Below are 16421 nucleotides of genomic sequence, written 5' to 3' on the forward strand. Positions count from 1 at the left end.
CCTAAATTGAGAGACATGCCTTTGATTGAGTGAAGTGTCTTTTGTAATGAACTGAGCTCTTTGGACATATAAAATTCAATCAGGTGGTCGACGGATTCTTCGAATTCCACAATCGTGGAGTCAATGAGTGCCGCGAGTCCTTCTTGGTCATCTTGCAACATCTGAATGATTTCAGAACGGCTGATCTCCTCTTCAGTGAGTCTTAACTTCTCAATAGGTTCTCGGTGAAGTGCGATGACATTGTTGCTCGTGCCTATATCCTCTTTCGCCATATTTGATTGTTTCGGCAATTGAGAAGAGAAATGGTGAAGGGCGTCTAAGAAACTTTCCTGTTGAAGTGGTTTGGTTAAGACGTGATCAGCACCAGCCTCAATAAAACTATCATGCGCCTCACGAAATACATCTGCAGTGTAGGCGAAGATTAGGATGTTTAGCCCTAAGGTTTCGCGGATATAGCGTGTTGCTTCAATGCCATTCATCTCCGGCATGTGATTATCCATCAATACAAGATCAAAACGCTCGGCTCTTAGGCGGTTTATTGCAACAGCACCGTTTTCTGCCAGTGAGACATGGTGGCCGTAGTTCTCGCAGAAGCCTTTGGCGACAATCGCATTTACGCGGTTATCTTCGACTAGCAGAATGTTCAATGATGTTGTTTCAACAGAGGTTGATGAATCTAGTAAGTCTGATTCTTTAACAAGTTCTTTTTCTCGCCAAGTGATTGGGAGAGTAATTTTGAAACGCGTGCCGAGCCCAGGAGCACTGTTGAGATTTATCTCCCCTGACATAAGGTCAACGAGATTTTTGACAATGGCTAAACCAAGCCCTGTTCCACCAAATTCTCTCGTTGTCGATGTATCTGCTTGTTCAAAGGAATTGAAGATATGTGCGTGCTTCTCTTTGGGGATACCGATACCGGAATCTGTGACAGTAAACACAAGTTCTGACGTTGCTTGGTTCAGAGTAGCCTGAATCAGTACGTGCCCTTCGTTGGTGAATTTAGTCGCATTACCACCGAGATTAAACAAGATCTGACGTAAGCGAGCGCGATCACCAAGCAGCTCGATATTGTTGGGAATTTCGTTTTCGGTCAGTAAGCGAATACCTTTTTCATCTGCCATCGGCTGTATCGCACTGCAAACCGGTTGCAACACTTGATGAAAACTAAATGGTGCAACCTCCAGTTCCAGTTTGTTCTCTTCAACCTTTGAAAAATCCAAGATGTCGTTGAGGATGGTCATCAGGTGTTGCCCAGAGTCTAAGATGATATCTATGTTCTCTTTGGTTGCAGGTTCCTTAGTCTGAGAAGCAATGATTTGTGATATGCCAAGTACGCCATTCATTGGAGTTCGGATCTCATGACTCATCGTAGAGAGAAACTCACTTTTGGCTTTAACGGCGGCTTCTGCTTTCTTCCTCTCTTCGATTAAGGCTTCGTTCGAAGAACGCATATCTTGTTCATTTTTGATCAAGCTAAGAGCCATTTGTTTGAAACTGTGTGTGAGTTGAGCAACCTCATCTTTTCCTTGAAGGTTAGGGCTAGTGTTGAGCGTGTTCGCCCCTTTATTTAAATGTCCTTCGGAGACTTGCTGTGTTGCTTCTAGCAGGCATGTAATGCGCTTTCTGATTCTGCTTGAGGACCAAACCGCGACCAACAACGATACAGACACAGTGAAGATAGCTCCCCCAATCAGGACATATGTGGTTTTAATCGCGCTATTGTCAGACTTAACCACGCGGACACCGATGAGCTCGTTTTCGATCTCGATGAATTGTGCGATCTCTTTTCGGATCTCGTCGACAATGGTTTTTCCCGTCTGTTTTTGCGCAAACTTGATCACGCTGAGCATCGAAGCTTCGCCTTGGTCGACAAGTTGGCGCTGGGCGATCTCTTTTTCTCCAGACTCTTTAAGCCATCTCTTTAACAAGGCATCGATTCTATATAAGCGTTCAACTTGAGGTGGGTTATCGTCGACTTGTTTGGCTAATGTGGTGACTTTGTCTTTCCATACTGACAAAGCAAGATGGTAAGGCTCAAGGAATTCAGTATCGCCGGTGAGTAGGTAGCCCCGTTGTCCTGTTTCCATGTCAACGACTAAACTCAGTAACTCTTGCGCTCGTGCGATTGCTTTATGAGTGTGAACGACCCAGTGGTTATCTTTCACCATGGATTGAGTATTTTCATAAACTGATAGAGACACAAGCAACATGAACATGATAGGAATACAGAAACTGACGAATAGTTTCTTTTGCAGGGATATGTTGTCGAACCATGCAGCATACATGAAGAAGATTGCCTCAAACCGTTTGCTATATTGAATCAGTGTAGAAGAGAAAAGTAAAAATGTTAGGTGTTAAAGTGCATATTGGTGCGGTAGATCAGCTTTAACCTCAAAAATACTCCTTTAGAGTAAGAGAAGATGGGTAGAGATCGTCATAACGATGAAATCTAAAGAGTTTAGATTGAGCTTAGCTATGCGTATTTCTACAGGTTGTGAATTCCAACTGGTACGATGATTTAATAATTCACTGCCTTTTTATAAATTATTCGTATGCTTTGTAACAAATTGTAATCATTCATGTTAGCATTTGTACGTTATACAACTACTCACTATGCAAAGATTGGAACCGTAACAATTAGTGATGGCTTTCAACGTAAAACACAACATTATAAAAACACAAAAATGAATACATATTTCTTCGCTAAGCAAGCAATTTTTAAGAAAGACAGATCAGTTTTCGGCTATGAAGTTTTATTTAGAAAATCAGGCAATGAGCCATTAATGTCTATTCCAGATAATGCAACTGATTCAATAATAAGTGGCAGTTTAGCATTGAGCCCGGTGACTCGGATAGATACTCAAAAGTACTGGTTTTTTAACTTCTGTGAACAAGATATGTTGAACAGAACTTATCGCATACTTCCCAAACAAAAGGTATGCCTAGAGGTGTTAGAGACTACCGTACCATCAAAGGCTCTCGTTCAAGAGATTAAGGCGGCAAAAGCATTAGGATATCGAATCGCGTTTGATGATTTCTCACCAGAGAACCCTTGGCGTAAGTACCTTCCGTTGGCAGATATTATTAAGTTTGATCTCACTAAGAGTGACTTAGACTATATTGAAACCGTGATGAGTGTGTGTGATCACCCGTGTCTACATCTAGCAGAAAAAGTAGAAACAGAAGAAGAATTTAATCAATGTGTTGATATAGGGATGGATCTCTTTCAGGGTTATTATCTAGAGAGGCCTCAATTACAAGAATCTGATAATTTGTCACCAAGGCAGTCTACGCTATTTAAAATACTTGAAAAAGTTAACTGTAAAAATGCCAATAAACATCAGATAGAGAATGAAATAAAGAAAGACGCCAGCACATATATTAGCATTATAAAAATGGCGAATGATATTAGCATTAAGATATCGAAGCCGATTGTTAATATAAAGCATGCAATTAACTATTTAGGCCTGTATAAGATACAAGTTTTAGTTTCTACTATTATATCTTCTGAATTATGCAGTAATGAATACCTTTATGATAAAGCGATAAACAGAGCAAAAATGTTTGAGTTCTTGTGTCGAAAGTCGAATAATCGAGAAATGACCCAGTGTGGATTTTTTATCGGTTTAATAACGATACTTGATGAAATTACTCATAACAATGGTCAGCGAATTATCGACTCTATTAATTTGGAGCCTAGAGTGCGTGAGCAGATCAAACACAGAAAAGGTGAACTCGGTGAGGTATTGAGCCTTGTCGAATTACTTGAAAGTTCTGGTACGTATCTGGAAGAACTTCCCACCAATATTACCGATACAACAGTTGATGACGTTCAAGCGATGTACAATCGGATCTATATTTAACGAAAAGAGCGCTAATTTGATTAGCGCTCTTTTTCTATCTCACAGTGTATTGATTACTATCGGTTGCTAAACGATAGTGCGAGTCCATTTAGGTTATCCGCAGATACTGTGAGTTCTTCAGAAAGCGTAGACAGTGCTTCAGCTTGGGCGAGATTGCTCCGAGATGCGTCATTGATGCTCATGATGTTGGTGCTGATATCTTCGGCAACCGCCCCTTGTTGCTCTGCAGCAGTTGCTGTTTGTAATGCGATATCAGAGATCTCACTTAATGAATTAGACATCGCAACTACTTTTGTCTCTGAGTGTTTAGTCTCTTGCGCACATACTTGGCTTACGTTTTGATTTTCAATCATTTTGTCTTGAAGTTCGTATAAAGAGGTCTGTATGCGTCCAATCGTCTTTTGGATGTGTTCGGTAGCATCGTGAGTACGAATGCTTAACGCTCGAACTTCATCAGCAACGACAGCAAAGCCTCGACCAGCACTACCAGCTCTGGCTGCTTCTATTGCTGCGTTAAGCGCGAGTAGGTTGGTTTGTTCTGCAATGCCTTGAACTTCAGAGATAATGGCATTTATCTGCTCAGATTCACTAACAACCTTGGAAGCCACCAGTGTCGATTGCTCTACTTCTTGCGTCATCGTTTCTACTTTCTGACGTGTGATTCCAATGGAAGACAATGCTTCCTGACAGTGAGACTCGGCAATTTTAACCTGTTCAGATGTTTGCACGCAGTTTTTAGCGACATCTTGAATTGTCTGGGTCATTTCTTCGATGGCGACTGAAACTGCCTCTAGCTCTTGTGTTTCACGCGAGATATTAGACTGAGATTGCGCGGAGGACTTATTGACCTCCTCGGCACTGGAACGAATTGATAGTCCTCGGTCTGTTACGCGACCTAAGATAGTGCGAACTCGCCCTTGTTCAATCTTTAAGTGGTAATCGGTGGCATTGTTTTTGTTAGTGCTGAATACAAGGCGAGAGACGCTGTCGTAGTCATTAGCGCGCTGCTTCTGCTCTGATGGATTTGATACTAACTCACGATAGTAGAGCGAGAGCAAAAACGCTGGTGTTGCAAGATTGAATAGGGGGGAGCTGGTAAAAGCAAGATAAGTAAATGCTGCGCCAGCTAGCAAACCAGATGCCAATTTTAGGTTCTGAAATCGACCTACTTGAACGTTGAGCGATGGTTTTTGGTTTAGCTTCTCGTATGCCTCAATAGCGCGCTTTTTATATTGGTTTTCTAAATGTACACGTACAGATTGGTAACCAACATGATCACCATTCTCATATATGGGACAAACAAAGGCATCGACCCAATAATAACCACCATCTTTAGTGCTGTTTTTTACAGCACCTCGCCAAACTTCACCTTGTTTTAAATGTGACCACAAATCAGCGAATGCTGCTTTCGGCATATCTTTGTGTCGAACGATATTATGATGCTGTCCTAATAACTCCTCTTTAGTAAAGCCTGCTATTTCACAAAATATATTATTGACGTATGTAATTCGACCGTTTAAGTCTGTCGTTGAGATAAGTTCTGCACCTACAGGTACATGGACTTCTTGGTTTATAGTCATTGTTATTGAAGCTCTTTATTAATAATTTGTTACAAGTGGATATTAATTTATAAAATCATTCATTTGAATTATGAATTTCGTTTAAAGCGTGACCTTGCTTCCATTGGTTGGGTGTTGTTATTAATTTAACTAATATTTAACCATGGTATTAAAGTGGTTATTTTGCGGGAGGTTAGGTGGTGAAATTTGGAGCAAAAAAAAGAGCACAAATATGTGCTCTTAATAAATCTAACTGATTAAATTATAGAGTTAAAACACTACTTCTTTCGATGAGAGTAGGCTCTAACTCTACGACTTGAGGATAAACTTCTGGAGACTCCAAACGACTCAACAGAGTATCAACAGCCGCTTTACCTAGCCGATGTTTTGGTTGGTGGATGGTCGTTAATGCTGGGGTCATGTATTTCGATAAGTGGATATCATCGTAACCGATCAGTGAAAGATCTTGTGGTACACGTAACCCATCTTGCGCAGCAGCGTGAATCACACCCATAGCCATCATATCGTTGCAAACGAATAGGGCACTTGGCAGTCTTCCACGGTTTTTTAGCGTCTGAAATGCATCAAAGCCGCCGTCACACTCAAAGTTAGACTCAACAATCCAGTCTGCATGAACTTTAAGGTTGGCTTCACTCATGGCCTGTTTAAAGCCTTCGTAACGTGAAGATGCTTGATTACGATGAAGAGGGCCTGTAATACAACCAATCTCAGTATGACCGTTATCAATAAGATGTTGGGTAGCCATATATCCCCCTTGGTGGGAGTTATCTTGGATCTTATCGCTTGCGAACAGCATTGGCCCCCAATCCATAACAACAACAGGCAACTCGGGGTAGCGCTCAAATACGTCTAAATGCTCGCCTTCTAGAGTTGAGCACATCAACATTAAGCCATCGACACGCTTCTGGAGCAGTGTGTCGATAGACGATTTCATGCGCTCACTGTCGCCCTCTGTATTACAAAGTATGAGATTGTAGCCTTTCTCATAGCAACGTCGCTCTACGCCCTTTACGACCTCCCCAAAAAATGGGTTCGTCGAGGTTGTCACCAACATACCGATCGTTTTTGTCTGCTTCATTTTAAGACTGCGAGCGAGGGCTGAGGGGGCATAGTTAAGCTCTTTTGCCGCTTTGTTGACGCGCTCTGCGATTTCGTCGCTAACAAATCGAGATTTGTTGATCACATGGCTAACAGTAGAGGTTGAAACCTTGGCAAGTTTAGCGATGTCTTTCATTGTTGCCATAATAATTCCTTGTGGTGCTGGTCGTTCCACTTTGGGCGATATTTTGCCTTAAAACAGAGGGTTGTGCGCAACAAATTATTTAAAATTTATTACGCACTAGCCAAGACACTTGTCGTCATGAAGTTTGTAATTACCCTAACTGCTCAGCCAAAAATGCATCTGTTTCTTGACGTGACGGTATTGATGTTTGTGCACCAAAACGTGTCACTGAAATAGCCGCTGCAGCATGTGCGAACTTAATCGCCTTCTCTAGTGGCATCTCTTCAAGTAAGCCTGTGACCAATGCGCCATTAAATGTATCACCTGCGGCGGTGGTATCCGTCGCTTCTACTCGGAATCCTGGAATCAATTCCCCTTGATTACCTTCACCACTATGGCTTAGCCAAACACCTTTCGCACCTAGCGTGATCATCACGGTTTCAATGCCTTTGTCATGCAGAGCAAGTGCTGCTTGGTGTGCAGATACGTCATCGGTCACGGTAACGCCAGTTAAGACTTCTGCTTCCGTTTCATTTGGTGTAATCACGTCGATGCATGCAAGCAGTTCGTTTGATAGAGGGCGAGCTGGTGCTGGGTTAAGAATCACTTTAGTGCCGGATTCTTTTGCCACTTTTGCTGCGTACTCGATGCCTTCAATCGGCGTTTCAAGTTGCGTTAACAGGTATTTTGCGCCGCGAATCTTATCAAGATGTGGTTCGATTTGCGCGCAGTCTAATTTGTTGTTTGCTTCAGCTGATAAACAGATACTGTTCTCACCGGTTGCGGATACTTGGATCATAGCAATCCCTGTTGGGGTATTTTCCGCAACAATCACACCATCGATATTGATACCGTCTTTCTCGAAATCTTGGCGGATGTTGACACCAAATGGGTCGTCACCAACACAGGCGATAAAACCGATATCTGCATTCAAGCGAGCCGCAGCAACCGCTTGGTTTGCGCCTTTACCGCCGGGAATGACCTGATAGTTTCCGCCAATCAGCGTTTCGCCTGGACGAGGGAAAGAGGGAACTTGCAGTACATGGTCAGCATTTACGCTACCTAAAACAATCAGTTGAGTCATGATACGAGCCTTATGATATATCGTATTTGAAAATGCATGGCTGTTTCTCATCACCGTCAACGGGTATCGAGAGACCGCGCAATGGGAAAGAGCTATGCACTGTCGTGATAGAAAGAAAGCGAGGGTAGGGGGACCCCCGCTGTTCTTAATTAAGAGAGATTATTTAGCAACAATTTTCAGAGGAACTGGTACGTACTCGTCAACTTTCTCGCCTTTCAGTACTTTGTCTGCCATTTCGATGCCAAGAGAGCCGATTAGGTCAGGTTGTTGAGCAACAGTTGCACCTAACAGACCACGATTAACGGCTGCAATACCATCGTCTGTGCCGTCAAAGCCAACGATCATTACGTCTTTACCAGAAGCTTGAACAGCGCGTAGTGCACCTAGAGCCATTTCATCGTTCTGAGCGAATACAGCTTCAACGTCTGGGTTAGCTGCAAGTAGGTTTTCCATTACGTTCAGGCCTTTAGTACGGTCGAAGTCAGCAGGTTGGCTTGCAAGAAGCTCAAGGCCGCTGCCGTTTACTGCGTTCATGAAGCCTTCACCACGCTCACGTGCCGCAGATGTACCAGCAATACCTTCAAGTTGGATTACTTTTGCTTTCTCGCCCACTTTTTCCATGATGAAGTGACCTGCCATTTCACCACCGATTACGTTATCAGAAGCGATGTGGCTCACTACATCACCACGGCTTGCACCACGGTCTAGAGTCAGTACAGGGATGCTTGAACGGTTAGCCATGCGAATTGCGTTAGATACAGCATCTGAATCTGTTGGGTTGATCAGGATAGCCTTAACACCACGAATGGTTAGATCTTCAATGTTCGATAGCTCTTTGCTTGGGTCGTTTTGAGAATCAAGAACGATAAGCTTGTAGCCTAGCTCTTCTGCTTTCGCTTCCGCGCCATCTTTCATTGTCACGAAGAACGGGTTGTTCAATGTAGACAGTACGATAGCCATTGTGTCTTGCGCTTGAGCAGACACAGAAACCGTTGTTGAAAGTAGAGCAGCAGAAATTAGAGTTGCTAATTTTTTCATGGTGTAAGTCCTTTGTGTAGGGTGAGCTAGAAGGTGAGTCCTAGCTCGTTGTTATATTATTAATTTATTAAGGTGTTACGTTGACTCAAACTAGAGCCGTTTAATGTGTTACTTGTTTTTGTTATCAACCAATACCGCCAGAAGGATAACCACTGCTTTTGCAATCATCTGGTAGTAAGAAGACACGTCTAATAGGTTCAGTGCGTTGTTCAGGAAGCCGATAATCAGAGCACCAATCAATGTGCCCATGATGCGACCACGACCGCCGGCTAAGCTGGTACCACCAAGTACAACGGCTGCGATGGCGTCTAGTTCATAGCCCATACCCGCAGTTGGCTGTGCTGAAGAGAGACGAGAGGCAACGATGATGCCTGCTACGGCAGCAAGTAGACCACAGATGGCATATACGCCGATTTTCACTTTGTCTACGTCGATACCTGATAGGCGAGTTGCTGATTCGTTACCACCAAGAGCGTAAACGTAGCGGCCAAAGCGTGTGTGGTTAAGTAGGTACCATACCGCTGCGAATACGACAGTCATGATCCATACTGGAACCGGGATGCCCATTGCGTAGCCTGTACCGAACCAAGCGAATGCGTCTGCTGTGTCAGTAAAGCCAGTAGAAATTGGACGACCATCGGTGTAAACCATGGTCACACCACGTAGAAGCGTCATGGTTACAAGGGTTGCGATGAAGGCTTGAACCTTACCTTTCGCGATGATCACACCACTGATTGCACCTAGCGCAGCACCTGCTACTAATGCCGTTGGGACTGCAACCATAACCGGAACTTCCATACCAATCATACTGGCTGCGAAAGCACCACAAAGTGCAAGTACCGAACCGACACTCAGGTCGATGCCAGCAGTCAGAATAACCAGTGTCATACCTACCGCGATGATGGCGTTAACTGATGTTTGGCGCAGGATGTTTAGAATGTTATCGACAGTAAAGAAGTTCGGGTTTAAGAAAGAAACAACGACAATCAAAAAGATCAAAGCGATCAGTGATTTTTGTTCAATCAGCCACTCTTTGCTCAGTAGAGACTTCTTCGCTGGTGTTTCAGTTGTTTTGCTCATGGTATTAGTACTCATGCTGCGTCCTCGTTGATCTTTTTACCGACCGCACATGCCAGTAATAATTCTTGGTTTGCTTCTTTAGCGTCAAATTCGCCACTCACGCGGCCTTCGTGCATCACCATGATGCGGTCACTCATTCCCAAAACTTCCGGCATTTCAGAAGAGACAAGGATGATGCTCATTCCGTCAGCCTTGAATTTGTTAATAAGCTGGTAAATCTCTTTTTTCGCACCGACATCGACACCACGAGTTGGCTCGTCGAGAATCAGAACTTTAGGTTTGGTCATCAAGCCTTTAGCGATGGCCACTTTCTGCTGGTTACCACCAGATAGGTTGCCAATGATTTGCTCGCGAGTAGGGGTCTTGATGTTGAATAGCTTGATGAAGTCATCCACCGCGATCACTTCGTCTTTGTGTTGGATTTGCGCGCCTTTGGTCAGGATGTCTAGAGAGCAAAGAGACATGTTCTCTTTCACCGACAGACCAAGCACTAGGCCATCACCTTTACGGTCTTCGGAAATGTAGGCGATGCCATTGGCCAAGCCGTCTCTTGGACTCGCTGGGTTAATGGTTTTGTTATCTAGGTTAATGACGCCGCGTTCGCTCGGTAGGGCACCGTAGATGACTTTCATTAGTTCAGTACGTCCTGCACCCATCAAACCAGACACGCCAAGGATTTCGCCGCGTTTTAGGGTGAAGCTAACGTCGTGTACACCAGAGCCTGTTAAGCCAATAACCTCTAAACAAGTCTCACCGTGAGTTGGTTCGATACGTGGGTACTGTTCGTCTAGCTTACGACCTACCATCATTTCGATAAGGCCATCTTCGTTGGTGTCTTTCACTTCACATTGACCAATGAATTTGCCATCACGCAGTACGGTAATGTCATCACAAATCTCGAAGATCTCTTTCAGTCGGTGAGAGATGTAAACAATGCCGCAACCTTCGTCACGCAATTCGTTAATCACTTTGAAAAGAGATTCGGTTTCTGTATCAGTTAAGGCATCAGTTGGTTCATCCATAATGATGACCTTAGATTCAAACGATAGGGCTTTCGCGATCTCTACCATCTGTTGCTCACCAAGGCTTAACTCGCCCAGTGGTGTTTTAGAACTGTGTTTTACGTTAAGGCGCTTAAGCAGCTTATCGGCTTCTTGGTACATTTCGTTCCATAGAATTCGGCCCAACGTTCCAGTGATTTCACGACCTAGAAAGATGTTTTCCGCAATCGTCAGTTCAGGAATCAGGTTCAATTCTTGGTGAATAATACTGATACCCGCTTGCTGAGAATCGCGTGGGCCTTTAAATGCCGCTGGCTGACCTTGGTAGTGAATAGTGCCGCCATCTAGGTGATAGATACCCGTCAGCACTTTCATTAAGGTCGATTTACCAGCGCCGTTTTCGCCCATCAGCGCCATAACGCGTCCTGGGTAAACGTTGAGGCTCGCTTTATCCAAGGCTTTTACACCAGGGAAAGCTTTCTCAATTGAGTTAAGTTCTAAAATGGCTTGAGTCATGTGGTTTCCTTTACTCGGGGCCAGGTTGTTTGGTTCGCTTAAAAAGTTACGCCAGCTTGAAAGATGACATTTGCATAAGGGGTACATTCGCCCGTACGTATTACAGCGCGACTCTCATTGGTGCGTTGTTTGAATTCTTCATGGCTTACGTAGTTAATCGCGATAGTTTTGCCGCAACGTGCTTCTTCCGTTTTGAGTTGGTCAATCAGCACCGCGTGATGTTTTGGACTTACTTGCGCAAACTCTTCGGCGATAACCACGCCTTCGATTTGAGATTCATCAAGCATGGTTTTTACGGTTTGTGCAAAGCTTGGTACGCCATGTGTAAGCGCTAAATCGATACGGCGCACGTGATCGGGGATCGGCAGGCCCGCATCACAGATAGTGATTTCATCAGTGTGACCTAGAGTCGCCACAAGATAAGAAAGATCGGAATTAATTAGAGTACTTTTTTTCATAACACTACCTATTGGGCAATTTTTCGATGTCGGAACAGAGATAAGAAAACACCATCGAAACGTTTCGATAAGAATAATAGTGTTTGAATGATGAAATGCACGAATCATTCAGAAAGAGTGTGATGATGATCATCGAAACGTTTCGATGGGGTCGAAAACGTTGAATTGGATCACGTAAATGATAGTTGTGTCAGTATGGGGTAGGGTTAGTTGATGATGAACGATTAGACGAATTCTAACGCCCTAATATATTTGAATCACTGTGTTTCGAATTGGGCTGAAAGAGGAGTATAGAAAAGTCTAAAAGAATATAAATGTCTAAACTTCATATGGTTATGATCGATCTCTTATTAAAAATAGACTTGGTTATAAAACGGTGTGCTCGTCGTTTATTTTTTTGAAGGCTTTGTTGATAGGTTGCGGTACTTAATTTATCCACTAGGAACTCTTAATGAAAATTCAACTGTTGCTTGCTGCGAGCTTGCTATCACTCAATGTTAACGCTTCTGACTCACCGTTTTACTTAGGCATTGGCGTGGGAGAGACAGATTTCGATGATGGCGGGTGGGCTGAAAAAGAGTCGGACCCAATTTGGTCAGAGACTGACGGTCAGACATATAAAGTGCATGGCGGCTTTAAATTAAATCAAAATATCGGCTTTGAAGGGCAGTATACCAATTATGCTGATACGGTTTACCGATCGCCAAAGCATGCAGGAAAGGTAACTACTACACTCGCAAGTTATTCATTGGCAGCTAATGTAGGTTATCAGTTCGATGTTGGTATTCGACCATTTGTCACTGTAGGTCTAGGTATGGTGGACCTACAAGCCACGTCACCTGGCGGCGGTTCGAATGACGAACAGGAAGTATTAATGAGATTAGGTGCTGGTGTTGAATACACTCACCCCGCTTTACGCCAAGTGACGTTTAGACTCGCTTATGAAAAGGATGAGTTTGATATTACATACCGTGGAGTGACTGAGTCATACAGTGTGGCGAGTGCTTACCTCGGGGCAAGCTTCAACTTCTAAGGGAGTATATTGAGATCATGAACAACAGGATTTGGCGCTTATCTGTGACTAGCGCATTAAGTTTATTGTCGTTTGGTCTATCTGCTGCGTCATTAAACGTTAAGTTGATTAATGATGAGAGCAGGTTGAATTTAAATATCGAAGTTCATCAAATGAACACTTGGCAGTCCACAGAAAAAGGCGACTGTACTTATTACAGTAAAGTAACCGAAAACTACTCTGATCGTGAACAAGCGTTTGTTAGCGGCTATCTCTTACAAGCAAGGTTGAGCTGCGTGCATGGTGAGGATAATAGTGATTATTATTTGTTACCCGAATTGTTTCTCAGCAAACACGGAAAAGCGGCTGTCTCTTTCGGAGATGATGACAGCGTGACTTTTCATTATGAAGTGAGTTTGTCGTGATGGCTTCTAATAGGCGCACAATGACATACTGTTCTTAATCATGGTATTTATTGCAGGGACGAGCTCATTTTGGCTCAAGGACGAGTGGCTATATTTCAAATCATCCAGATCACTAAGGTCAAAAATTTGCGCATTCAAACTGTAATGATTTGCGTACGTTGTCGACTCATCAAACTGAATCAACAGAGAGACTGGGCATTCCGTCTGCAATAGCTCATTTGCGTAAATAGCATTGTTTAAAATCTGCAAAGCCAAGAGGTACTCCGACTCATCATTGACGTAAAGCGTCTTATTGTTGTTGGTTAACTTTTCGAAATGTTGCTGATCTAAATTACTTCTGTCCTTGGCGTGAATCATTGAACAATAAGCAGTAACGGCGAGTAAACTGAATGCCACCAAAAAGCCTAGCACCTGAAGAAAGCCAGCTCCTTGAGAATGAGTTAGGTAGCAATTGTGGTTATCTATTTTTGAGCCCATTTGCGTAGAGCGCGTTAGCCCCAGTAAAAATTGAGTGAAGTTATTTTGGTTTTGCACAGGCAAGCGAACGGATTCGTTTTGAGTCGTAGAGTCCTGATGCAGGCTCCCATGAGTGACAATGTCACACCTTGCTTGTGTTAGTTCTTTTTGACGCTCTACTGCATTTGTATCTTCTGTATTGAACTTCTTTAACAAAGCAGGGTGTTGAGGTTCAGTAATGCAAAAACGATAACCGACTTTATTCACAGTTAGCACTTCAACACCTTCCGCTCTCAAACGTAGCAGTGTTTGCCTGATGTTTGAGATGACATTAGTTAAGGCTTGATCTGAAACGATACAACCTGTCCAACATTGTGCGAACAGTTCATCTCTAGACACAGCAAGTCCATCATTTTTAATTAGCACTTGAAGCACGTCATAAGCAAGAGGGCGCAGCGTTACTTGTTTTCCATCTTGATTGGCGACGGTTTTGTTTTTGGTGTTAATTACCAAATTAGAGATGATTTGTATGTGCTTCATAGTGTTTGCGCTTCAATTTGTGTGAGGTGGTTCTGTGTCTGATCTTTTTTCTTGGCGCTAATTATGCCTTGCGAAGATAAACCGAATGTAAACGGATGTAAGTGGTGTTGATTTGATTTAGTTTTTGTTTAGGCGTGTGTGTGATTGGTGTGTGAAGATGTTATTTCTCTAAAAATCAGTGGCTTATGGTGTTTGATTCTTATCGTTATAAAGTCATGATGGTTTTGTTTATTTTTCTTAGCCAGCTGTAATTAATCTTCTCTGCAATTCGGAACTACCCGAAATGAATTCGTGCTTGCCTTCAAGGCAGCCAAATATATGCAGTGGTAATCAAGGTTAAAAAGCAATGAACAAAAAACTAGTTCTTGGCGCAGTTCTAATGTCAGGTCTTTCTTTTAATTCTATGGCAGCAATGGATAGGGGATGGTATGTAGGCGGTGGTTTTGGTACTACCGAAATGACTTCGGAGTCGGACTCAGGCACGATACAAGACCCTTCTTTTGATGAGAAAGGTCATACCTTACGCGCAATGGCGGGCTTTAAATTCAATAGAATTGCATCTATTGAGTTTCAATATGCGGACTATGGTGAGATCAAAGAAAAGAGTCATGTTAACGAATCGACTTTTGAGCCAACAGCGATCTCTATAGCCGGCAACATTGGTTATACATTCGATAATGGCATCCGCCCATTTGGTATTATAGGTTTAACCCACATTGACTTAGATGTAGACCAGCCCGGTTTCAATGATAAAGGTGAAGCTGTTCGTGTAGGCTTTGGGCTTGAATATGTAAATCCTCGTATGAATGGTATGTCGTTCAGGTTGGCTTACGAAGCGGATATTTTTGATGTAGTGATAACAGAGAAAGATAAAAACAATCGAATCATTAGACAAACGACTAATAGCGTCACATTAGGCTCTGCTTATGCCGGTGTAAGCTACCACTTTTAATTGCTGAACTTTTGTTAAGCCTCGTTGGGGAACAGGCTAGCCGCGATCTCTATCGCGGCTTTTTCGTATCTGGTATTTAGCGATTAAAACGATCGGATATGTGCAGTCACACTTACTACACCATGGTCAGTACTAAATTGGTCGACTTCAAAGCTAGGGTTAATCAGATGCTGATCTTGCACCTGATAGTTAGTGATCTCCATGATGCTAGAAGAGTTTTGGCAATCAAATTCATTAGAAAGCAGGATGTAGTCGAGCACTGAACCACTCGCTCCATAATAGTGAGTCGGTGGACGCTGAACCAATAGATCTTCTTCATGAAGCTGATGATAGAGCTCCCAGCTATCGCGCAAGCGAAAGTATTTCAACCAGTGTCGGCTCTCTTCATTTCTGTTGAGTGAATCGTTGAGTAACCCTTTAAACTCATCGCTGGTGAGTGGTTTATTGAAATCCCCCATTAACACAACAGGACGCTCGAATTGATGACGTTGTCGTGTGATGTATTCGTGCAATACTTGTACTTCTAGCCCTCTCTGCACGCTCGAAAGCCACCACCCAAGTCCTTCTTGGTGGAATTGAGTTAAGGTTTCGCTATGAACTGGTGTTTTAGAGGGGGCGTTATTTAGCTCTGTATCAAAGTTCTCAGCTTGAATAGGGCGCTGAGATTTAAAATGGACCACATAACAATCTGTTAAGCCAAGATGAGGCAGTTCAATCGTCGCGTGGACAGGCAAGCGATTGAACCTAAATTCCTTTAAAAGCTCTGTATTGAACTGCTTTTGAAATTGTGAAGACAGCGAAACGGCGCGAGTTTCCCTGATCGGATAACGTGATGCAATGGCAACAACGGGATCTCTAAATAGGTAATCACTTTCGACATTGGGTTTATCGACAACACTAAAGAAAGGGTAGCCGAGCTCATTGACTAGTGCCCCAAGCGAAGCCGGGCTGAACACCTCTTGAAAGCCAATAATGTCACTGTCGGCCTCTTTAATGGCACTTTTTATCCACCCTTGTTTCTTAGACCACTCCTCAAAGCTATAGATATTCTCAAAATCATAGTAAGCGTTGGGTGGCTCAAGGTAGTTGAAAAGGTTGAATGTCGTAATAGTTAGGTGACTCGGTGTGTTCAAAGCAGGTTCCTGAAAGTCAGACGCTGTAACAAAGCGTGATTACTCTGTTCAGTATACGTCA

At 43.2% G+C, this 16421-nt stretch carries 14 protein-coding genes; 4 read left to right on the top strand and 10 right to left on the bottom strand.

The window, feature by feature from the left end; all coding sequences use genetic code 11:
* Positions 1-2285: CHASE3 domain-containing protein (locus AC6R05_RS08230; protein ID WP_500647111.1), on the bottom strand; the 2285-nt coding region annotated here is incomplete at its 3' end.
* 294 nt (positions 2286-2579) lie between these two features.
* On the opposite strand from AC6R05_RS08230, the gene AC6R05_RS08235 reads away from it, so the two are divergent.
* A complete protein-coding gene (locus tag AC6R05_RS08235; RefSeq protein WP_500647112.1) occupies positions 2580-3863 on the top strand; it encodes an EAL and HDOD domain-containing protein in 1284 nt (427 codons plus the stop codon).
* 56 nt (positions 3864-3919) lie between these two features.
* On the opposite strand, the gene AC6R05_RS08240 is transcribed toward AC6R05_RS08235, so the two are convergent.
* From AC6R05_RS08240 to rbsD, 7 genes are all read right to left on the bottom strand, one after another.
* Positions 3920-5443, bottom strand: coding sequence for a methyl-accepting chemotaxis protein (locus tag AC6R05_RS08240; RefSeq protein ID WP_500647113.1), 1524 nt, complete (start codon positions 5441-5443; stop codon positions 3920-3922).
* Positions 5444-5684: 241 nt separating this feature from the next.
* Positions 5685-6686, bottom strand: a complete 1002-nt coding sequence (locus AC6R05_RS08245) for a substrate-binding domain-containing protein (protein WP_152470449.1) — start codon at positions 6684-6686, stop codon at positions 5685-5687.
* A 130-nt stretch (positions 6687-6816) separates the two neighbouring features.
* Complete coding sequence (rbsK, locus tag AC6R05_RS08250) at positions 6817-7749, bottom strand: ribokinase (protein ID WP_500647114.1); 933 nt, start codon at positions 7747-7749, stop codon at positions 6817-6819.
* A 159-nt stretch (positions 7750-7908) separates the two neighbouring features.
* A complete protein-coding gene (gene rbsB, locus AC6R05_RS08255; RefSeq protein WP_032552358.1) occupies positions 7909-8787 on the bottom strand; it encodes a ribose ABC transporter substrate-binding protein RbsB in 879 nt (292 codons plus the stop codon).
* Between the two features lie 108 nt (positions 8788-8895).
* On the bottom strand, positions 8896-9882 hold the full coding sequence (gene rbsC, locus AC6R05_RS08260; RefSeq protein WP_032552359.1) for a ribose ABC transporter permease: 987 nt from the start codon (positions 9880-9882) through the stop codon (positions 8896-8898).
* Positions 9879-11384 (bottom strand): ribose ABC transporter ATP-binding protein RbsA, encoded by a 1506-nt coding sequence (gene rbsA, locus AC6R05_RS08265; RefSeq protein WP_150869752.1) that lies wholly within the window; start codon positions 11382-11384, stop codon positions 9879-9881. The genes rbsC and rbsA overlap by 4 nt, the downstream gene beginning before the upstream one ends.
* Before the next feature lie 38 nt (positions 11385-11422).
* Entirely contained in the window at positions 11423-11842 is a 420-nt protein-coding gene (gene rbsD / locus AC6R05_RS08270) for a D-ribose pyranase (protein ID WP_500647115.1), read from the bottom strand.
* 451 nt (positions 11843-12293) lie between these two features.
* Between rbsD and AC6R05_RS08275 the strand changes: the two genes are divergently transcribed.
* Entirely contained in the window at positions 12294-12875 is a 582-nt protein-coding gene (locus AC6R05_RS08275) for an outer membrane beta-barrel protein (RefSeq protein WP_500647116.1), read from the top strand.
* Between the two features lie 17 nt (positions 12876-12892).
* Complete coding sequence (locus tag AC6R05_RS08280) at positions 12893-13279, top strand: hypothetical protein (RefSeq protein ID WP_500647117.1); 387 nt, start codon at positions 12893-12895, stop codon at positions 13277-13279.
* A gap of 6 nt (positions 13280-13285) precedes the next feature.
* Here the strand turns inward: AC6R05_RS08280 and AC6R05_RS08285 are convergent, their stop codons facing one another.
* On the bottom strand, positions 13286-14275 hold the full coding sequence (locus tag AC6R05_RS08285; protein WP_500647118.1) for a winged helix-turn-helix domain-containing protein: 990 nt from the start codon (positions 14273-14275) through the stop codon (positions 13286-13288).
* Between the two features lie 346 nt (positions 14276-14621).
* On the opposite strand from AC6R05_RS08285, the gene AC6R05_RS08290 reads away from it, so the two are divergent.
* The gene (locus AC6R05_RS08290) at positions 14622-15227 is read left to right on the top strand and encodes a porin family protein (RefSeq protein WP_500647119.1); all 606 of its coding nucleotides are present in this window, start codon (positions 14622-14624) and stop codon (positions 15225-15227) included.
* Between the two features lie 83 nt (positions 15228-15310).
* Here the strand turns inward: AC6R05_RS08290 and AC6R05_RS08295 are convergent, their stop codons facing one another.
* Positions 15311-16360, bottom strand: coding sequence for an endonuclease/exonuclease/phosphatase family protein (locus AC6R05_RS08295; RefSeq protein WP_500647120.1), 1050 nt, complete (start codon positions 16358-16360; stop codon positions 15311-15313).
* Positions 16361-16421 lie beyond the last annotated feature (61 nt).

The organism is Vibrio sp. R11-SG3-ISO9 (genome assembly GCF_059834255.1).